Origin of the sequence: Phenylobacterium sp. LjRoot219, assembly GCF_964252995.1 — a bacterium.
Classification (GTDB): domain Bacteria; phylum Pseudomonadota; class Alphaproteobacteria; order Caulobacterales; family Caulobacteraceae; genus Phenylobacterium.
Genome location: NZ_CAXUQI020000002.1, coordinates 329652 through 349017, shown reverse-complemented (window position 1 = coordinate 349017; position 19366 = coordinate 329652). Strand labels below are relative to the sequence as shown.

Here is a 19366-nt window from a genome sequence, read left to right as displayed (position 1 = left end):
AGAATGGACGCCGCCTGCGCGGACAGGCGGCGCAAGGGAGGACTGTCATGACGGATGCGACCGCTGCGGGCTTCGAGCCCGTCGCCCGCGGGCTCTACCTCGAGGGCCTCGCCGTCGACTATGAGCGCGACGTGGTCTGGTACAGCGACGTCATCGCCGGCGGCGTCCACGGCCTGGGGCGGGACGGCCGCACCCAGACCCTCAACCCCGAGCGGATGTGGACCGGCGGGGTCATGCTCAATGCCGACGGCGCCGTGCTGTCGTCCGGCGCCGGCGGGATCATGTGGAACAACCCGGCCAACGGCAAGTCGGGCTGGCTGATCCATGAGATCGACGGCCAGGTGATCAACGGGATCAACGAGATGATGCCGGACGGGACCGGCGGCATCCTGTTCGGGACCAACGACATCGAGATGGTCATTTGCGGCGGGACGCCGCGGCCCTCGTCGATCTACCGGCTGACGGTCGAGGGGAAGCTCATCAAGCTGGCCGAGGGGATCAACTTTAGCAACGGCATCATGCTGAGCGCCGACCGCAAACAGTTCTATTGCAACGACACATTCGTCTGCACCTACGCCTTCGACGTGCAGCCGGACCTGACCCTGGCCAACAAGCGGGTGCTGCTCGACAAGGAGGACGTCGACGGCATGGCGCTGGATGCGGACGGCGTCCTGTGGGTTACCGGGTTCCGCTCGAGCGAGCTCACCCGTGTGCGCCCGGACGGGACGCGGCTGGCGCCGGTGCCGATGCCGGGCGGGGCGATCACCCAGATCCGCTTCGGCGGCGCCGACATGCGCGACGTCTACATCAACACGGTGCCGGCCGACGCCGGCGACACGCTGAAGGACGGCGGCATGCCGACTGAGCAACGCTCGGTGCTGTACCGCGGCCGCTCGGAGGTCGCCGGCATGCCGATCCCGCCGGCCCGCTTCACGCTGGGCTGAGACCACATTTCAAGGAGAACGACTGTGAGCACATCCCGCAGGCTTGACGGCAAGGTCGCGATCATCACCGGCGCGGGGCAGGGGATCGGCGAGGCGATCGCCCGGGCCTACGCCCGCGAAGGCGCTAGGGTGGTCATCACCGGCCGCACCCTGAGCAAGCTCGAGGAGGTGGCCGGCAAGATCAAGGCCGACGGCGGCGAGGCGCGCGCGCTCGACGCGCTGGCCGGCAACCAGGCCGACGCCGAGCGCACCGTGGCCGACGCGATCGCGGCCTGGGGCCGGGTCGACGTGCTGGTCAACAACGCCCACACCTTCACCGACTACCTCCCGCTGGAAGATCCGAAGATGGCGGAAAACGTCCGCGTCGACATGGAGAGCGCCTTCATCGGCTCGCTGCAGCTGATGCAGCTCTGCTTCCCGCATATGCGCGAGCAGGGCGGCGGCTCGATCATCAACATGGGCTCGTCCTACGGCATCCGCTGCGAGCCCGGCTTCCTGGCCTACGCCGCCAGCAAGGAGGCGATCCGCACCCTGACCAAGACCGGGGCGAAGGAATGGGGCCGCTACAAGATCCGGGTGAACACGATCCTGCCCTCGGCCATGTCGCCGAAGGCGCTGTGGTACCTGGAGGAGAGCAAGTCCTACGACCAGGAGCTGGCGAAGGTCGCGCTCGGCGAGTTCGGCACGCCGGACGACATCGCGCCCAGCGCCGTCTTCCTGGCCAGCGACGAGTCCCGCTACGTCACCGGCCAGACGCTCGGCGTCGACGGCGGCTCGACCATGCTGTGACGGCCTGCCGGGACGAGGGCGCAGCCTTCGTCCCGGCGAGTCCCTAGTCGGCCGGGGTGAATTCGACGTGCAGGTCCGACAGGCTGCGGAAGGTGTAGGTCGGCTCGTAGCGGTAGCGGCGGCCGCCCGGCGGGCCGTAGTGCGCCTGCGAGATCCGAATGTCGGCCAGCCGGGCGAGCAGCCGCTCGATGGCGACCTTGGCTTCCAGCCGCGCCAGCGGCGCGCCGAGGCAGAAGTGCGCGCCGCGGCTGAAGGCCATGTGGTCGCGGACATTGGCGCGGTCGATGTCGAAGCGGTCGGGCTGTTCGAAGTGGCGCGGGTCGTTGTTGCCGCCGGTCAGGCAGACGGTGACGATGGTCCCGGCCGGCACGGCGACGCCAGCGACCTCGGTGTCGGTCAGCGCCAGCCGGTAGGTCACCTTCACCGGTCCGTCGTAGCGCAGCGTCTCCTCCAGGAAGTCCGGGATGCGATCGGGCTCGCGGCGCAGGCGGGCCTGCAGCTCGGGGTCGTCACCGAGCACACGGATCGCATGGGCGACCAGACGGGAGGTGGTGTCCTGGCCGGCGCCGAACAGGAAGCGGGCGAGCTCCGACAGCGCGTCGAGGTCGGGCGCGGAGCCGTCCTTGAAGCGCGACTGCACCAGCTCCGACATCAGGTCGGTCCCGGGCTTGTCCTGCCGCCCGCGCAGGTAGCCGTCGAAGCGTTCCTTCAGGAAGATCAGCGGATCCGGCCCGACTTTGTGCACCGCGTCGCCGTCGACCTGGCTGGGCGGCGCGCCCAGCAGGGTGACGAGCTCGGCCCGGTCGGCCTCGGGAATCCCCATCAGGTCGGAGATCGCATAGGTCGCCACCGCATGGGCGTACTCGCTGGCGGCGTCGCAGCGTCCGCGCGCGATGAAGCCGTCGATCACCCGGTCGGCCAGGCCGCGCAGATAGGTCTCATTCGCCACCAGCCGCTTGTAGGTGAGCAGCACCTGCAGCAGCGCCCGGTGCTCGGTGTGTTTGTGGCCGTCGAGGGTCGCGAGGTGCCGCGACCAGGGCAGCTCGTCGCGATGGGCTTCCAGCTGTTCGTGGATGTCGGGACCCGAAGGCGCGAACGGCAGCGGCGGGATCGGCCCGACCACGGCGACCGCCGAGGAGAAGACGCTGTCCGGCCGGCTCAGGACGTCCATCGCCTCGGCGAAGCCGGTGACCATCAGCGTGCCGTGATGCGGCTCGCGGTGCACCGGGCTCTTCCCGCGCACCAGGTCGAAATAGCTGCGGGCGTCGGCGATGACCTGCGGGTCGCTGAAGAAGTCCGGTTCCACGTCCGCCATTGGTCCTCGCTCCGGCCGCGTTGGGTGCGGCCCTTCCGCGGCGAGCCTAATCCTGGCTCCGACATTTGTCACCTTGTTAGCGCGCTCTTGGCGCCTGATACTGGGATCAAACGCCGCTGCCGCAGGCGGGCAAACAGAACCTCGGAGGAAGTATGGCCATCGCTGACGTCTCGACCCGGTCGGTCGCCGAACTCATTTCGCTCGCCGGCCGCACCGCGGTGGTCACCGGCGGCGCACAGGGCCTCGGGCGGGCGATCGCGCGGCGGTTGGCGGAGGCCGGGGCCGCGGTGGTGATCGGCGATCGCAACGTCGAACTGGCGCACACGGCGGCGGCGGAGCTCGGCCAATCCGGCGGGCAGGTCATCGCCACCGGCATGGACGTGTCGGACCCGCAGTCGGTCGCCGCGGCGGCGGCGCTCGCCGTCGAGCGGTTCGGCGGGCTCGACATCTGGGTCAACAACGCCGGCGTCTATCCCAACATCCCGCTGCTGGAGATGACCGAGCAGGTCTGGGACCAGGTGATGGACGTCAACCTCAAGGGCGTCTTTCTCGGCGCCCAGACGGCGGCCCGCAAGATGATCGCCGGCGGCCGCGGCGGGGTGATCGTCAACGTCGTCTCGACCGCCGGCTTCCGGGGCGTGGCGCCCGGGGTCTCCGCCTATGTCGCCTCCAAGCACGGCGTGCGCGGCGCGACCCGGCAGATGGCGCTCGAACTCGCCCCACACGACATCCGCGTGCTCGGGGTCGCCCCGACCTTCTGCGAGACCGAAGGCAACATGGCCGCCCTGGCGGCGCTGGCCGAGCGCGACGTCGGCGCCGAAATCCCGGCGACCCTGACCAGCCTGCTGGGCCGCGTCGGCGTGCCCGACGACATCGGCCGCGTGGTGCTGTTCTGCGCCTCCGACCTGTCGATCTTCATGACCGGCAGCACCCTGCTGGCCGACGCCGGGGAGACGATCTGAGGAAGCGCTTGTCGCCTTATTAGCACAGGTGCAAGGTGGTGACAGTCCGCGAAGACGGGCGTCGTTAAAATAGGGAGTGAAGCATGGCCACGCCGGTGACCGTGATCGGATCGAGCGCCTGTCCCGACGCCGACGGCCTGATGGAGTTGGCCTACCGCCGGACCGGACTCGGCGATTTTGGCGCGCCGGCGCGCAATGCCGGCCTCCACGCCTTCGCCGCCGGGCTTCGCGGTGAGCTTTGGCAAGCCATGCCGGAGGCGGCGCGCGAGCAGGTGGTGGAATACGCCGTCCACATGCTGGCCACGCGGCTGAAGCTGATCGACGACCGCAAGCGACATCCGCAGATCGCCGCCCAGCAGATCACCCGGCCGCTGATCGTCGTCGGGCCGCCGCGCTCCGGGTCGACCTTGCTGCACACCCTGCTCAGCCTCGACCCCGAGGCCATGGCGCCGGAGCACTGGATCTGCCTCGAACCGTCGCCGCCGCTGGCGCTCGGGCCCCCGTCGCAGGCGCGGCTGGATCAGGCGGGACGGCGGATGATGAGCCTGTTCGAGCGGATCCCCGATATCTTCGTCACCCACCCCTACATGATCGAGGAGGGCTCGGGCGCGCTGGCGGAGTGCGGCAGCGACATCCTCAACATGGTCTTCAGCTGTCAGCAGCTGTGGTGCCTCTATCGCGCGGAAACCTTCCGCCGTTATCTGCTGGACGCCGACCACACCGCGGCGCTCGGCTTCCACCACGACTTCCTGCAGCACATCCAGTGGGGCGGCGCGGGCAAGCACTGGGCGCTCAAGGGCTCCGACTACCTGCTGCGGCTGGAGGAGGTCGCGGCGCAGTATCCCGACGCGACCCTGATCTGGACCCACCGCGACCTGGCGCAGCAGCTCGGCTCGCTGGCGAACATCCAGGCGATCCTCACCGGCGTCGCCGGCGAGCCGGTGTCCGGCGCGGCGCGCGAGGCGGTCGGCCGCCTGGCGATCGAGCATCAGCGCGCCTCGTTCGAGAAGGGCATGCGGGCACGCGACCGGATCGGCGAGGACCGGTTCCTCGACATCTCCTACCACGACGTGATGGCCAACCCGGTGCGCACCGTCGAGCGTATCTACGCCCGCTGCGGCCGGCAGATGAGCGAGGCGCATCGCGCCGCCATCGACGAATGGCTGAGGCAGCACCCGCAGACCAAGCACGGCGTCCACAAGTACGCGATGGACGAGTTCGGCCTGGGCCGCGAGGCCACCAACCGGCAGTTCCAGGACTATGTCGAGCGCTTCGGCTTCGGCTACGGCCTCCGCCCGCCGCTGACGGAGTAGGGCGATGGGCGTCGATCTCACCGGCGGACTGGACCCGCAGTTCGAGTATTTCCTGCCCGAACAGCCGGCCGATCCCGAGATGCGGGATTCCGCGACCCTGTGGATCATGGACGCCAGCGGCGCGCTGGCCTTTCCGCGGGTCACCCTGGACGCGATCGGCGGCCATTGGGGCGCGCCCTGGACGCAGCTCAACATGGTGCTGGGCGACGGCCGCACCTTCCGCGTCTGGGAGCAGCTGCCCGGCTCGGCGGCCGGTCCCGGCGGCGAGGTTGCGATCCGTGGGGCCGGCGCGCTCAGCTTCCAGTGCCTCAAGCCCTTCCGCCGCTGGTCGCTGGCGTTCGACGGGGCGGCGGAGCAGTCCACCTCGGCGCGGCAGATGGCGGGCGTCGCCGGCGGCGAACCGGCCGGCCTCGCGTTCCGCTTCGAGGCCGAGATGGCCGAGCCGCCCTGGCTCATGGGCGGCATCACCGCGGAGGCGGCGAACGCCATGACCTCCACCGGCGCGGCGCTGATGGGCGGCCTGCGCTACGAGCAGCTGTGCCGCGTGACCGGCTGGGTCAGGTTCGCCGGCGAGGAGCGCCGTGTGGCCGGCGCGGGGATGCGGGTCCGTCGGCGCGGGGTGCGCAGGATGGGCGGGGCCCCGGGTCACTGCCAGCACTCGGCGCTCTTTCCGAGCGGGCGGGCGTTCGGCGTCAACGCCTTCTGGCCGGCGGCCGACGGGACGCAGGCCTTCAACGAGGGGTTCGTCATCACCGCGTCCGGCGAGCGGCTGCCGGCGCGCCTGGCCGAAGCGCCGTGGATGACCCGGCTGCAAGGCGCGGGCGACCAGCTCCCGCTGGTCTTCGACACCCCGGCGGGCCGGATCCGCATCGAGGGCCAGACGCTGCTCAAGACCTTCGATCACCACCATTTCGAGATGGCGGACACCTCGGTCCTGGAGCAGGGCGCGGCGCGCTACGTCTGGGACGGCGAAGACGCCATCGGCCTCTTTGAACGCTGCACCCTGCGCGAGCGGATCGAGAACGGAGCCCAGCGGTGAGCCAGGCCGAAGAGCTGCGCGCGCGCCGGGTGGCGCTCGTCACCGGCGGCGGGGCCGGGATCGGCGAGGCGACCTGCCTGCGATTGGCGCGGGAGGGCCATGCGGTCGGCGTGCTCGGGCGCGATCCGGCGAACATCGGCGCGGTGGCCCAGGCGATCGTCGAAGCCGGCGGCGCGGCAGTCGCGGTGACCGCCGACGTCGCCGACCGCGGCCAGGTCGACGCGGCCTTGGCGACGGTGCGCCGGACGCTCGGACCCGTCACCATCCTCGTCAACAACGCCGGCATCGAGGACTTCACCCCCTTCGCCGAGGTCGGTGAGGATCTCTGGGACCGGCTGATGGCGGTGAACCTCAAGGGCGTCTACCACGTCACCCAGGCGGTGCTGCCCGACATGCTGGCCGCGCACTGGGGCCGGATCGTCAACCTGACCGCGCTGGGCGCACAGAGCGGCGCGGCCAACATGGTCCATTACACCGCGACCAAGGGCGGGGTGGTCGCCATGACCCGCTCGCTGGCGGTCGAGCTCGGCGCGCAGGGCGTCACCGTCAACAACGTCTCGCCCGGCTTCGTCCTGACGCCGATGGCGCAGCGGGCGATCGACGGCGGCCTGTTCCCCGTCCCCCCGGAGCAGATCGTCGCGGCCTACCCGATCCCGCGCGTCGGCCGGCCGGAGGAGGTCGCGGCGGCGATCGCCTTCTTCGCCTCCGAGGACGCCGGCTACGTCACCGGCCAGACGCTCGGCGTGAACGGCGGCTGCTTCACCTGAACAGCACAACGAGGAGGGACGCGTGAAGAAGTTCACCAACCACATCGACCACGTCGCCTGGATCTCGCGGCCTGAGAACCTCGCGGCCAACATCGCCCAACTGGAGAAGCTGGCCGACGCCAAGCTGACCCGCTTCGAGCGCCAGGACATGGGCTTTGTGATGTACATCAACTGGGAGGCCGGCCTCGAAGTGGTCTCGCCGCTGCCGGAGCCGACTGAGTTCAATCAGTGGCTTCGCGACTGGCTCGACACGCGCGGCGAAGGGGTGATGTCCGTGGTCTTCGGCGTCCGCGACCTGGAGGCGCACAAGGCCCGCCTGGAAGCGTTGGGCTGCGAGGTCGGCCCGCTGATGGACGATCATCCGGACTCGCCGTGGCGCGCCAAGCTCACCCTGTGGGAACGCCAGGCCGGCGAGGTGATGAACACCGCCTTCATCCTCGGCGACATCGACTACGCGGACGGGGTCATTCCCTTTGGCGACGCCTAGCCGCGCTCTAAGCTCAAGCCATACGCGCCGCAGCTCGCGGCCCGAAGAACACCCAGGAGGAACCCATGTTCAGTCACATCGTGGTCGGCGCGAACGACCTTTCGGCGGCGAAGCGCTTCTATGACGCCGCGCTGGGGGCGCTCGGCTATGGCCCCGGCGCGGAGATGGGCGAGCGGATCGTCTATTCCGCCGACACCGGGATCCTGCTGGTGACCAAGCCGTTCGACGGCGCGCCGGCCAGCTTCGGCAACGGCGTCACCATCGGCCTGACGGCGCCGAACGTCGCCGCCGTCGACGCCTTCCACGCGGGCGGCGTCGCCGCCGGCGGCAGCGACGAAGGCGCGCCCGGACCGCGCGACGCGATCCCGAACTCCTATGCGGCGTATTTGCGCGATCCGACGGGCAACAAGCTCGTCGCCTGGTGCGTCAAGGCGGGCTGATCGCCGGGCGTCGGCGCCGTTTGCGTCCATCCGGATGTGCGTTAGCGTCGACCTCGCCGGATGCTGAAGGGCGAGGTCGCGATGCAGGCTAAAGCGGACATGCGCGGCAAGGCGGCGCTGGTCACCGGGGCGGGCGGCGCGATCGGCCGGGCGACCGCCTTGCGGCTGGCCCAGCTCGGGGCTGACCTCTGCCTGGTGGACGGCGAGGCCGCCGGCCTCGCGGCCACCGCCCAGGCGGCGCGGGCGGCCGGCGTCCGCGCCGAGGTCCACGCGATCGACATCACCTCGGCGGAAAGCTGCGCGGCGGTGGTGGCGGCGGCCGTGGCGGCGTTCGGCCGGCTGGACGGCCTGTGCAATGTGGCCAACGCCTTCCTGCCGGCGCGGGCGGGGAACATGCCGATCGCCGACTTCGACCTGACGCTGGCGATCAACCTGGCGGCGCCGTTCTACTTCTTCCAGGCGGCGATACCGCACCTGCTCGAGGCCCGGGGCGCGGTGGTCAACGTCACCTCCTGCGTCGCCTTCATCGCCCAGCCCTACACGGCGGCCTACGCGGCCAGCAAGGCCGGCGCCACCCACATGACCCGGGCGCTGGCGATGGAGTACATGGACGCGCCGGTGCGCATCAACGCGGTCGCGCCGGGCGCGGTCGCGATCGCCGCGGCACCGGGGACCCGGCTGCCGCCAGACGTGGATCCGAAATCGCTGCAGCTCGGATCGCCGGCCCGCGGCACGATCTCGGTCGACGAGGTCGCTGACCTGATCGCCTTCCTGCTGACCGACGACGCGCACGGCTACCACGGCGCCTGCATCTCGCTCGACAAGGGCATCAGTCTCGGCTGAGCCGCCGCTCACCTATCAAAAGCTAAGGCTCGCCGAGGAGGACTGCGCGAGACCGATCCCCGGATAGGGGAGGGGAAACCTTGGCGGAGATCATCAGCATCGCGCGCCGCGGGGCGCGATGGGCGATCAAGCACCGGGGCGGGTTCCTGGGCGACGTCGCCAGCGCCGACGAGGCCGAGCGCCTGGGCCGCGACCTCGTGGGCTGGCTGACCGCGCAGGGCCGCCACGCCAGCCTCCAATTCGAGAGCGCCGAGCCGTTGCCGCGCAGCCCCGCACCGCAGAGAGAGTCTGCCCCCGCCGGCTAAGGCGCGTATGCTCCGCCCCGAGGGACCGGCAAGACGTCCCCACGGAGGAGACCCAGGATGGGAAGCGGCGTGCTGAACGGCCAAACCGCGGTGGTCACCGGCGCCAGCAGCGGCATCGGCCTGGCCTGCGCGCGCCTGCTGGCGCAGGACGGGGCGGCGGTGCTGCTGATGGGCCGGCGCGAAGACGCGTTGCGCCAGGCGCGCGACGACATCCTGCAGACCGTGCCCGAAGCACGGCTCGAGATCCACGCCGGCGACGCCGCCGACGAAGCGGCGGTGAAAGAGGCGCTGAAGCGCGCCTACGCCATCTCCGGCCGGCTCGACATCCTGGTTCCGGCGGTCGGCGGGGACGACAACTACTATCCGTTCCTGATGGAGACGAAGGCGCACTTCCACTCCGTGCTCGATCGGAACCTGATCAGCGCCTTCCTGATCATGCGCTACGGCGCGCCGCTGATGCGCCCGCAGGGCGGCTCGATCGTCTGCATCTCCACGACGACGGTGACCCAGCAGGCCACGGGGCTGGCGGCCTACGTCGCCGCCAAGGCCGGCCTCGAGCGGCTGGTGAAGCTGGTGGCGCTGGAGCTCGGCGGCGCGAAGATCCGGGTGAATTCGGTGCGGCCCGGGCTGACCCGCTCCGCCGCCACCGAGTTCATGTTCGCCACCCCCGGCACCGAGGAGCGGTTCGCGGCCATCACCCCGCTGGGCCGGGTCGGCGAGCCCGAGGACCTCGCCCAGGCGGTGCGCTTCTTCGCCGGGCCGGAGTCCGCCTGGATTACCGGCCAGAACATCGCCTGCGACGGCGGCCAGGAGCTCAGCGGCGCCACGCCCGACTTCCTCGACGAGGCCTACGGCAAGGAAGTGATGGACCAGATCCGCGTCGGGGTCGTCCCGGCCGACGGCGCTTGAGCGGCGCGCGGAGGATCGCGATGGGCCTCGAGGCTTTTCCGCTGCATCCGCTGTTCGGCGCCGAGCTCCGCGGCGTCGATTTCGCCGAGCCGGACGCCGCGGTCTTCGAACGGGAGATCGGCCGCTGGGGGCTGGTGCTGGTCCGCGCCGCGGCGCTCGACGACGGCGGTCTGGCCCGCTTCGCCGGCCGCTTCGGGCCGCTGCAGAACATGTCCAGCCAGCCCGAAGTGCGCCGCGAGGTCATCCGCGTCAGCAACCTCGCCGACGACGGACAGCTGAAGTCGGCCGAGGACCCGACCCGCCGGCAGCATGACGCCAACCGCCTGTGGCACATGGACAGCAGCTTCCTGGCCCCGGGGGCGACCTATTCCTTTCTCCACGCTCGCATCGTTCCGGATCTCGGCGGCGACACCGAGTTCCTCGACGCCCGCGTCGGCTGGGAGGCGCTCGGCCCGGACCGGCAGCGCGAGTTGCTGGGCCTGACCACCGAGCATTCGATCCTGCACTCGCTGCGGCAGGTCGGAGTCGAGCCGCCGGATCAGTCCCCGACGCGGACCGCGCCGGTCGCCCGCAAGCTGGTCCGCCGCCACGCGCCGTCAGGCCGGCTGGCCTTGATCATCCCGTCGCACGTCGAACGGATCGCGGGCCTGGATTACGAAGCTGGGCAGGCCCTGCTCGCCGAACTGACGGCGATCGCCTCGACGCCCAGGCGGATCTACCGGCACCGCTGGAAGGCGGGGGACCTGCTGGTCTGGGACAACCGCTGCATGCTGCATCGCTCGACGCCCTACCGGGCGTTCGACGATCCTCGCGACCTGAACTCATGCCGGGTGGTCGACGTCGACGACGACGGGCTGGCGGATCAAGGCCTGGGCTCGGCCGCCAGCGGGGCGAGGTAGTCCGGGGCGCCGACCCGGTCGCGCCAGAAGCCGACCTCGTCCATCACCCCGCCGCCCTTGAACTTGATCTCGCTCGGCCGGCCGGCGCGGAAATTGACGAAGCTCAGCCCGTCCGGCCCGACGCCGAAGCTGTAGAGCGTCTCGGCGGGGATGGCGACGGCCGCGCCGGGGCCATAGAGCCGCGCGCCCAGCCGCATCTGCCCGGCGGTGACGAAGATCACCTCGTCCTCGGAATGCGAGTGCACGCCCTTTTCCCCGCCGGCGCCGGGCGGCTCGTCGTCGACGGGCGCCAGGCTGTTCTCGTGCAGCCAGACCTCGCAGGACGGACAGCCGGCGTCGGCGTGCAGCCCGCCGGCGGCCCCGCGCGTGCCGGTCAGCTCGGCGCGCGGCACCCGTTCGGCCGGCAGCAGGTGGACATGGCCGCCCGGCCGGGCCGCGGCCGAGGGTTGGGCGGCGCTGAAGGTCACCAGCAGCGAGGCCTCGTCGCGGCCCTGCAGGGCGATCGCCGCGCCGCGCTCGACGATCAGGCTCGAGGTCGCCGCCAGCGCCCGTCCGCCGGCCTCGACCGCGCCGCGCCAGACATAGACGACGCAGTCGGTGTCCTTCGGCCCGATCCGCACCGTCGCGTCGCGCTCAAGCTGAAGGACGTGGGTGTGGAGCGGATCCTTGGCCGCGGCGAGCAGGGCGTGGGTCTCGCACTCGCCGGCGAACCCGGCCGGCGGGTCGACGCGCGGCGCGTCCTGCAGGGTTGCGATGGAGATCTTGCCCATGCCGCACCTCGATCCGCCCGCGTCGGCGCCGACCGCAGCCTACGTCGGGCTGCGCGCGCGGGCGAGGCCGTTGTGCGGGCGACTTCAGGCCGTCCCGCTATCCGATCTTGAGCGTTACCGCTTCTCAGGGAGCGCACCGGCATGAAGTTCAGCGTCACCGCCGATCTGACCTACAGCTTCGCGTCGCCGTGTGAGGTGCTGTTACTGCTCGAAGCCGCAAATGGCGGCGACCAGCGGGTGAGCCAAGAGACGCTCGCTATTTCCAGCAACCCCCATGTCTCGCGGCTTGATGACGAGACATCGGGCGAGCGGCGTGTCGCCTTTCTCGCGACCGATACGGTCGAAATTCAATACCAGGCCCTGGTGGAGGTCGCCGAGCGGGACATCGTGCTCGCGGGCGCCGCCGCCTCGACCATCGAGAACTTGCCCCCCGGCGCTTTGAAGCACCTCCGGCCGAGCCGCTACTGTCCGTCGGACCGCTTCGAACGGTTCGTGAACCGCGAGTTCAACGGGACGGTGGGCGGCGACCGGGTGGAGGCGATCCTCGCCTGGATCGCCAAGCACCTCGACTATGCCGTTGGCGTCAGCGACGCCAGCACCACATCGTTGGACACCTTCGTCGATCGCGCGGGCGTCTGTCGCGATTTCACCCATCTTGCGATCAGCCTCTGCCGCGCCTCGCAAATTCCGGCCCGGGCGGTGAGCGGCTACGCCTGGCAGCTCGATCCTCCGGACATGCACGCGGTCTTGGAGGTCTATGTCGGCGACAGCTGGCGGCTGGCCGACCCCACGGGCAAGGTGCGGCCTGAAGGCCTGGTCCGCGTCGCGACCGGGTTGGACGCCACGGACATCGCCTTCATGTCCATCTTTGGGCAGGCCCAGTTGGTCACCCAGTCCTTCGCCATCGAGCAGGTGGACTGAGGCTCGCGCTTCCTCCGTCCCGGGACAGAGTCGAGGACTGGACGGCTGGAACAGCTGGGGTCCTGGGCGTGCGGGCAGACGGACGTCGTTGCGCAGGCACCGCTTGAGGCGACCGGGCATGATCCCAGCTGCGCGGGCTGAGCTAGGCCAGTTCGACGCAGTTGCGGCGTCGGGCTGTCACGGGGATTGAACTCCCCGCGGCCGAGGGATACCGCTCTCGACCATGACCAAGGGTGAAGAGTACCAGAAGCGCGCGCTGGCCGCGGAAGCGCACGCCGAGAAGTCGCTCGGCATTACGCGCGCCCATTTCCTCGAGTCCGCTAAACAGTGGCACGAGAAGGCCCGTGAGGCGGGATGGCTGCCGGCCGCCGAGACGGCGCGCCGTTCACGCTGACGGCGCTCCCATAGCATTGGGTTCGGGACCGCAGCGCGACGGACTCAAGCTCGGTCCGCCACGCGCCAGTTGCGGGAGCTGGCTCCCTTCCAGATCCCGCATTCGCCTGGGTGGCAGAACTCGCGGCTGTTGCGAACGTCCGCTTCCGGGAGCCGACCTGACCAGCGCTCCCGACCCTGAGCGGAACTCTGTCCGCGACAGAGATTGGGTCGAACGTTACCATTTCGTCTGTCGCCTAAGCGCGGTGCGAGATCATGAGATGGGCCGGCCAGGCTGCATTTTGCACCTGCTTCTACCTAGCGGTCTATGTCGGCCTGGGCAGTCGAGCGTGGCACTATGGATTGTCGATTTCCGATCCACTGACGGATTTTCTCTTCGCCGCCGCATCTTTGGGCGCTGTTTTTGTCTTCGGCGCTAGAGTCGGATCGCCAGCGCTGGTGTTGGTCTGCGCTGTTTTTGCAGGCATCATTCAAAAGGTGGCTGACCGCTTCTGGTGGTGGTCGCCTGGCTGGCCCGAGGCGGTCTACCTGATGACCAGCCTATCCATACTATGCTTGTCGCTAGGGTTCGCCGGTCGCGAACAAGATCGGCCCGCAGTTAACGCCAGCTCAATTTTAATTGTCGGTATCGCAATCAAAGCGCTGACGCGCGTGCGCGCCGACCTGTTTGGTCACGGGAATCTCTATCCCCTCCAGTTCATGCTGACTTGGGGGCTAATCTTGTTCGGTTTCATCATGCTGGCCGGTGAAGGCGCACGAACAATTACGCGCAAGACGAGAGCCTTGAGCACCCGCTGAAGAGCTGAGTACCGGCGGTAGGCCACATGCGAACGAGGATTGCCGTTCGTCGTTCCGGTCCACCCCTTGCGGCATCCGAAGGTCCGCTTCCGGGAGGTGGCCTGACCAGAGCTCACGACGCCTAGGCGAACTTGAGACGGGTCAGCGAGGTGCTACGGTGAAGGCGTGTCTCGCCTTCGTCGCGCCCTCGGTGCCATCCTGTTCTTCACTTCCGCCTCTTTTGGCGAACTCGCTCAGGCGGCTGGGTGTGGCCCCATTAGCGGGCTACGCGAGGTTCGCGTTGCTCGTCCAGACTTCCCGGCGTTGCCAGAGCGCGACCGTATTCCCTACCCAGACGCTGACGCTTTTGTCACATGCTTAGTCGGTGACGGCGGCGTTCTGTCGGGCTGCAGTTCGACCCTCCTCGATGAGCGCGGGTCGGTCCTATCTGAATACGTGGGCAAATGGCGGATCCTGAGCAAGACCGCGGGTGGATGCGACGTCCGCGGGAGGAAGTTCGTGATGCACTTCCGCCTTCGGAGCAGTAGCTAACTCGCTCTTGGTTGTTCCGCCTTCCACCCCTTTGCGGAAGTTCGGAATGTCCGCTTCTGGGGGCGGGCCGGACGCGCGAGGCTCGTCGCCGCAACCATCAAGCCGGGGCTTTGGGAGAGGCTTGAACCGATGCTGACGACTGGTCCCTTGCGCGAATACGAACAGACGTAGCCTTCTGCTTTCGCGGTCCGCCAAGCGTAGCCTCTGCTGCCCTTGGGGCGCACATGCGATTCCCGGCGAACCTGAGCATCGCCCAGGCCGGCAGCCTCTAGCTCCTCCATCGCAGCCTGTAAGCGCCGCGGCCGAAGTTCGGAACTCCCGCCTGCCGGCAGGCGATGCGCCCAGCCGCGGCCGCGGCCGCGGCGGCGGCGCCCGCCGCGACGATCTCCAACCCGGACATTCTCACGTCGGCCCGACCGCCGGTTTGCGGATTCGGCGTGGTGGGACCTAAGATAAAAGAAAACGGGAGGAGCGGCGCGTGATCATCCCCGACCGGACCGGCCGTGCGTTGCCGCGCTTCACCGGCGAGGCCGCCCCGCCCGTACGGCCGCCGCCGGGGCGAACGCTCGGGGCGGTGACCGGCGTCCAGGTCAGCGCCGACGGGCACATCTGGGTGCTGCATCTGGCCTCGATCATGGAATGGGGGCCGCCGGGCTCGCTCGACGATCCCGCCGCACGGCTGCCGGCGGTGGTGGAGTTCGACGCCGCGGGAAATTTCCTGCAGGCCTGGGGCGGTCCGGACCACCTGCCGCGGGTCGACGGCCAGCCGCAGTGGCCGAAGCAGGAAGAGACCATCGCCTTCGACGCCGAGGACACTCTGTGGGTGTTCGGGGCCAACACCGCCTACGACCACGCCGTGCAGCGCTTCACCCGCGACGGCCGGCTGCTGCTGCGGATCGGCCGGTTCGGCGAGACCGGCGGCGATCAGAGCGGCGAGTTGCTCGGCTGCCCGACCGACGCCTGGCACGACGTGGCGCGGCGCGAGGTCTACATCACCGACGGCTACGTCAATCATCGGGTGGCGGTGTTCAATTCCGACACCGGGGCCTTCCTGCGGGCCTTCGGCGCCGATGGCCAGTCGCCGCCGTTCGCGGCGAGCGGGCCGGCGACCTTCGCCAATCCGGTGCACGCCATCAGCCGGGGGCCGGACGGCCTGCTCTACGTCTGCGATCGCATCAACTGCCGGGTGCTGGCGTTCGACGCGGTCGGCCGGGCCGAGCCGCGGCTGGTGCGCGACATCGCGCTGAAGCTCGAGCGCCCGTTCGGCTCGACCTTCAACGTCGCCTTCACCGCGGACGGCGGCTTCATGCTGATCAACGACGGCAGCGACAGCCGGCTGTGGACCTTCGACCTCACCGCCGGGGAGATCGTCGACGCGTTCCGCGCGCCCAACTCCGAAGGCGCCGACCTGTCGGCCACCGTCCACAAGATCACCACCGACCGCGACGGCAATTTGATCCTCGGGCGGACCGGCCGGGCGGTCGAGCGGATGCGCTTCGAGGGGCTGAGGACGGCCTGAGCGGCCGGTCGCAAGGAGGCTTGAGCATGGAGGCGGAGCTGGAGCGGATGATCCGCGAGCTGCACGACAAGCAGGCGATCCGCGAGCTGATCTGCAACTTCGTCCGCGCCCTCGACCGGCAGGACCGCGAGCTGATGCTCCGCTGCTTCCATCCCGACGCGCTCGACGACCACGGCATGTTCGTCGGCGCCGGCGCGGACTTCTTCGACTGGACCGACCCCAGCCACCTGCACCTGTTCCGCAGCCACCAGCACCATGTGACCAACCACGTCTGCGCGCTGGACGGCGATGTCGCCCATTGCGAGACCTACTGGCTGTTCGCCGGCATGACGAAGGACGGCGACCACCTGGCGAACTACGGCGGGCGCTATGTCGACCGCCTCGAGCGCCGCGGCGGCGAATGGCGCATCGCGGCGCGCAAATGCCTCCTCGAATGGTGGGGCGAGGGGATGGTGTCGCAGGCGGCGGCCGCGGCCTACGCGGCGGTCGGCCAGGTCGCCCGCGACCGCTCGGACTGCTCCTACGACCGCCCGCTGGTGGTCGACCCGGCCCGGGTCGGCCTTCGGCTGAGCTTCTAGGCCGGGAGGAGAGGGCATGGCAGCCATCGCCCAAGGCCCATTGTCGGCGCGGGCGCCGCTGCTGGAGCGGACGCTGGACGTCGACGGCCACGAGTTCGCACCGCCGCACCTGTGGGGCGAGATCTTCGGTCCGACAGCGCAGCGCCTCGCCGAGGTCTGCGCGCCGTTCATCGCCGCCATGGGCGAGGACTACATCGCCCGCCCAGGACAGGCCGGCGACGACGCGCCGATGACCGCGGAGAATGTCTGGAGCCTGCGCCACACCGGGGCACCGGGCGCGTTCGACATGCGCCGCCGGCTGGAGGCGATGGACCTGATGGGCGTGCGCCGGCAGCTGATCTTCCCGAGCTTCGGGTTGTGGGGGCTGATCCTCGCCACCGGGCCGGACGGCGGCGGCTCGATCGCCCAGGCCATGCAGAACCTGCTCGGCCAGGGGCTGAGCGCGGAGGAGGCGCGGGCGCTCGGCTGCGCCGGCATCGACGAGCACAACGCCTGGGCGGTCCGCGCGACGGCGCTCGATCCCGACCGGCTGCGGGTGGTCGGGATGCTGAAGCCGGGCGGCGACGTCGTCGACCTGATCGGCCAGGCGACGGGCCTGATCGACTGCGGGCTGAGGGGGCTGTTGATCAACACCGGCTCGCCGCCGGCGGGGCTCTCGCCCGCCGCGCCGGAGCTCGATCCGTTCTGGGCGCTGCTGGCCGCACGCCAGGTGCCGGTGCTGGCCCATGTCGGCAGCGACCTTGGCTTCCTGGGCTCGTCGCAGTGGAGCGACGCGCCGGCGTTCGCGCCCAACAAGCTGGCGCTGGAGGTCGGGCTGGAGCCCTATTCGTTCAGCACCATCCACCTGGCGGTCGAACACTTCCTGACGGTGATGGTGCTGGGCGGCGTGTTTGAACGGCACCCGACCCTGCGGTTCGGCGCGATCGAGCTCGGCGCCCACTGGCTGGGGCCGCTGGCCGACAATCTCGACATGTGGGCCAGCAAGGTGTTCGCCCGCCGGCTCAAGTCCACCCTGTCGCTGCGCCCGTCGGAGTATCTCGCCCGCAACGTCCGGGTGACGCCGCACAACATGATCGAGCCGGTCGCCGAGTTCATCACCCGCTATCCGCGGCTGGCGAACTGCTACTGCTATTCGACCGACTATCCGCATCTCGAAGGCGGCGCCTACGTCAAGGACAAGGCCCACCAGATGCTGGCGCCGCTGGGGGAGGCGGTGCTGGAGCAGTATTTCGCGACCAATGGCGCCTGGCTCCTGCCCGAGCCCTGACGGCGCCTCGCTGGCGTCGCGGCGGATCCATGTGTATTGAATCTGACCTATTGCGATCTGGGGAGGCGGCTTGGTGACGACGGCTCGAGACACGCAGCTTGAGGGCCTGGCGACCGCGCCGCGGCCGAGCGTCGAGGCCGACCGCGCGGGGGCGGGGCGGGACCGCCGGCGGCGCAGCGCGGCGATCGTCCTGCTGACGCTGGTCGGCGTGCTCAACTATGTCGACCGGTTCCTGCCTGCGGTGCTGGCCGAGCCGATCAAGCGGGAGCTGCAGCTCACCGACACCACGCTGGGCCTGATCAACGGGTTCGGCTTCCTGGTCATCTATGCGGTGATCGGCATCCCGATCGCCCGGCTCGCCGATCGCGGCCGCTATGGCCTGGTGATCAGCGCCTCGCTGGCGCTGTGGAGCGTGATGACCATGGCCGGCGGGCTGGCGCAGAGCGGCCTGCACCTGGCGCTGACGCGGATGGGCGTCGCCGTCGGCGAGGCCGGCAGCACGCCCGCCGCCCACGCCTACATCTCGCGTAATTTTCCGCCCGATCGGAGGGCCGGGCCGTTGGCGGTGCTCAGCCTCTCGGTGCCGATCGCCAGCATGGCGGGGCTGCTCGGCGGCGGCCTGGTCGGCGAGGCGCTCGGCTGGCGCGGGGCCTTTCTCGCCATGGGCGGGCTGAGCCTGCTGGTGGCGCCGCTCGTCCTGCTGGTGCTCGGCCCAGGGGCCGGCCGCGCCCTGGCGACCGACGCCGCTCCGGGCCAGAGCGCCCCGCGGACCCCGCTAGCGGTCTTCAAGAAGCGGAGCTTCCTCACCATCCTCGCCGCCTCCGCCCTGGTCGGCGTCGGCGGCTACACCCTGACCGCGTTCGCGCCGGCCTTTCTGATCCGCACCCACGGCTTCAGCGTCGGCGAGGTCGGGACCTATTACGGGATCGCCTCGGGGCTGTTCGGGATCGTCGGCCTGGTGCTTACCGGCCGGCTGGCCGACCGGATGAGCCGGCGCGATCCGCGCTGGCTGCTGTGGATCGTCGCCGGCATGGCGCTGCTGCTGCTGCCGTGCCTGATCCTGGCGCTGCTGACGCCGGACCGCTGGGCGGCCGTCTGGCTGCTGGCCGCCGGCTACGTCGTCGGCACCGCCTATCTCGCGCCGGTGGTCGTGGCGATCCAGCGCCTGGTGCCGCCGGAGACCCGCGCGACCGCCTCGGCGGTGCTGCTGTTCTGCACCGCCCTGGCCGGCGGCGCTGGGCCGCTGATCGCCGGCATGGTCAGCGACGCGCTGCAGCCCCAGCTGGGGGCCGCCGCGCTGTCGCGCGCGATGCTGGTGGCTCCGGCGGCCTGGATCCTGGCGGTGATCGGCTTCGTCGCCGCGGCGCGAACCTTCCGGGCCGAGCTGGTGGCGGAGCCCGCGGCCTGAGCCGAGACCGCAAAGAGGCATATTGCAATAAGTGTGGCGCAATTCTCCGTTGACACGGCGGCGGCTTCCTTCGAACGATGCGGGGCTTGGCGGTGGCGGTCTTCCCCGGTTCCCGCGAGGTAGAGACAACCGACTTACCGGCGCGCGGGAACTCCCTTCGCCGCGCGCC

21 protein-coding genes are annotated in these 19366 nt (G+C 70.2%); 19 read left to right on the top strand and 2 right to left on the bottom strand.

The window, feature by feature from the left end:
- The first annotated feature begins 47 nt into the window (after positions 1–47).
- Positions 48–944, top strand: coding sequence for an SMP-30/gluconolactonase/LRE family protein (locus tag ACSQ14_RS19635; protein ID WP_436015927.1), 897 nt, complete (start codon positions 48–50; stop codon positions 942–944).
- A 24-nt stretch (positions 945–968) separates the two neighbouring features.
- The gene (locus ACSQ14_RS19630; RefSeq protein WP_436015926.1) at positions 969–1733 is read left to right on the top strand and encodes an SDR family NAD(P)-dependent oxidoreductase; all 765 of its coding nucleotides are present in this window, start codon (positions 969–971) and stop codon (positions 1731–1733) included.
- Positions 1734–1776: 43 nt separating this feature from the next.
- On the opposite strand, the gene ACSQ14_RS19625 is transcribed toward ACSQ14_RS19630, so the two are convergent.
- On the bottom strand, positions 1777–3048 hold the full coding sequence (locus tag ACSQ14_RS19625) for a cytochrome P450 (RefSeq protein ID WP_436015925.1): 1272 nt from the start codon (positions 3046–3048) through the stop codon (positions 1777–1779).
- Between the two features lie 152 nt (positions 3049–3200).
- On the opposite strand from ACSQ14_RS19625, the gene ACSQ14_RS19620 reads away from it, so the two are divergent.
- The 10 genes from ACSQ14_RS19620 to ACSQ14_RS19575 all read left to right on the top strand — a co-directional run bounded on the left by ACSQ14_RS19620 (position 3201) and on the right by ACSQ14_RS19575 (position 11012).
- A complete protein-coding gene (locus ACSQ14_RS19620) occupies positions 3201–4010 on the top strand; it encodes an SDR family NAD(P)-dependent oxidoreductase (RefSeq protein ID WP_436015924.1) in 810 nt (269 codons plus the stop codon).
- An 83-nt stretch (positions 4011–4093) separates the two neighbouring features.
- On the top strand, positions 4094–5323 hold the full coding sequence (locus tag ACSQ14_RS19615) for a sulfotransferase family protein (protein ID WP_436015923.1): 1230 nt from the start codon (positions 4094–4096) through the stop codon (positions 5321–5323).
- Positions 5324–5327: 4 nt separating this feature from the next.
- The gene (locus tag ACSQ14_RS19610; RefSeq protein WP_436015922.1) at positions 5328–6362 is read left to right on the top strand and encodes a hypothetical protein; all 1035 of its coding nucleotides are present in this window, start codon (positions 5328–5330) and stop codon (positions 6360–6362) included.
- The gene (locus tag ACSQ14_RS19605) at positions 6359–7129 is read left to right on the top strand and encodes an SDR family NAD(P)-dependent oxidoreductase (protein ID WP_436015921.1); all 771 of its coding nucleotides are present in this window, start codon (positions 6359–6361) and stop codon (positions 7127–7129) included. Before ACSQ14_RS19610 ends, ACSQ14_RS19605 begins: the two co-directional genes overlap by 4 nt.
- A gap of 22 nt (positions 7130–7151) precedes the next feature.
- Positions 7152–7616, top strand: a complete 465-nt coding sequence (locus ACSQ14_RS19600) for a hypothetical protein (RefSeq protein WP_436015920.1) — start codon at positions 7152–7154, stop codon at positions 7614–7616.
- Between the two features lie 65 nt (positions 7617–7681).
- A complete protein-coding gene (locus tag ACSQ14_RS19595; RefSeq protein WP_436015919.1) occupies positions 7682–8056 on the top strand; it encodes a VOC family protein in 375 nt (124 codons plus the stop codon).
- 81 nt (positions 8057–8137) lie between these two features.
- Positions 8138–8899 (top strand): SDR family NAD(P)-dependent oxidoreductase, encoded by a 762-nt coding sequence (locus tag ACSQ14_RS19590; protein ID WP_436015918.1) that lies wholly within the window; start codon positions 8138–8140, stop codon positions 8897–8899.
- An 80-nt stretch (positions 8900–8979) separates the two neighbouring features.
- Positions 8980–9204, top strand: coding sequence for a hypothetical protein (locus ACSQ14_RS19585; RefSeq protein WP_436015917.1), 225 nt, complete (start codon positions 8980–8982; stop codon positions 9202–9204).
- Positions 9205–9261: 57 nt separating this feature from the next.
- Complete coding sequence (locus ACSQ14_RS19580; protein WP_436015916.1) at positions 9262–10113, top strand: SDR family NAD(P)-dependent oxidoreductase; 852 nt, start codon at positions 9262–9264, stop codon at positions 10111–10113.
- 20 nt (positions 10114–10133) lie between these two features.
- A complete protein-coding gene (locus ACSQ14_RS19575; RefSeq protein ID WP_436015915.1) occupies positions 10134–11012 on the top strand; it encodes a TauD/TfdA dioxygenase family protein in 879 nt (292 codons plus the stop codon).
- Here ACSQ14_RS19575 and ACSQ14_RS19570 read toward each other — a convergent pair.
- A complete protein-coding gene (locus ACSQ14_RS19570) occupies positions 10976–11782 on the bottom strand; it encodes a hypothetical protein (protein WP_436015914.1) in 807 nt (268 codons plus the stop codon). The genes ACSQ14_RS19575 and ACSQ14_RS19570 overlap by 37 nt on opposite strands.
- A 141-nt stretch (positions 11783–11923) precedes the next feature.
- Between ACSQ14_RS19570 and ACSQ14_RS19565 the strand changes: the two genes are divergently transcribed.
- From ACSQ14_RS19565 to ACSQ14_RS19535, 7 genes are all read left to right on the top strand, one after another.
- Complete coding sequence (locus tag ACSQ14_RS19565; RefSeq protein WP_436015913.1) at positions 11924–12703, top strand: transglutaminase-like domain-containing protein; 780 nt, start codon at positions 11924–11926, stop codon at positions 12701–12703.
- 223 nt (positions 12704–12926) lie between these two features.
- Complete coding sequence (locus tag ACSQ14_RS19560; protein WP_436015912.1) at positions 12927–13097, top strand: hypothetical protein; 171 nt, start codon at positions 12927–12929, stop codon at positions 13095–13097.
- 254 nt (positions 13098–13351) lie between these two features.
- On the top strand, positions 13352–13894 hold the full coding sequence (locus ACSQ14_RS19555; RefSeq protein WP_436015911.1) for a hypothetical protein: 543 nt from the start codon (positions 13352–13354) through the stop codon (positions 13892–13894).
- A 1009-nt stretch (positions 13895–14903) separates the two neighbouring features.
- Entirely contained in the window at positions 14904–15944 is a 1041-nt protein-coding gene (locus ACSQ14_RS19550) for a hypothetical protein (RefSeq protein WP_436015910.1), read from the top strand.
- 26 nt (positions 15945–15970) lie between these two features.
- Positions 15971–16522, top strand: a complete 552-nt coding sequence (locus tag ACSQ14_RS19545) for a nuclear transport factor 2 family protein (protein ID WP_436015909.1) — start codon at positions 15971–15973, stop codon at positions 16520–16522.
- A gap of 16 nt (positions 16523–16538) precedes the next feature.
- Positions 16539–17789: an amidohydrolase family protein gene (locus tag ACSQ14_RS19540; RefSeq protein ID WP_436015908.1), complete on the top strand. Its 1251-nt coding sequence runs from the start codon at positions 16539–16541 to the stop codon at positions 17787–17789.
- A gap of 73 nt (positions 17790–17862) precedes the next feature.
- A complete protein-coding gene (locus tag ACSQ14_RS19535; RefSeq protein WP_436015907.1) occupies positions 17863–19197 on the top strand; it encodes a spinster family MFS transporter in 1335 nt (444 codons plus the stop codon).
- Positions 19198–19366 lie beyond the last annotated feature (169 nt).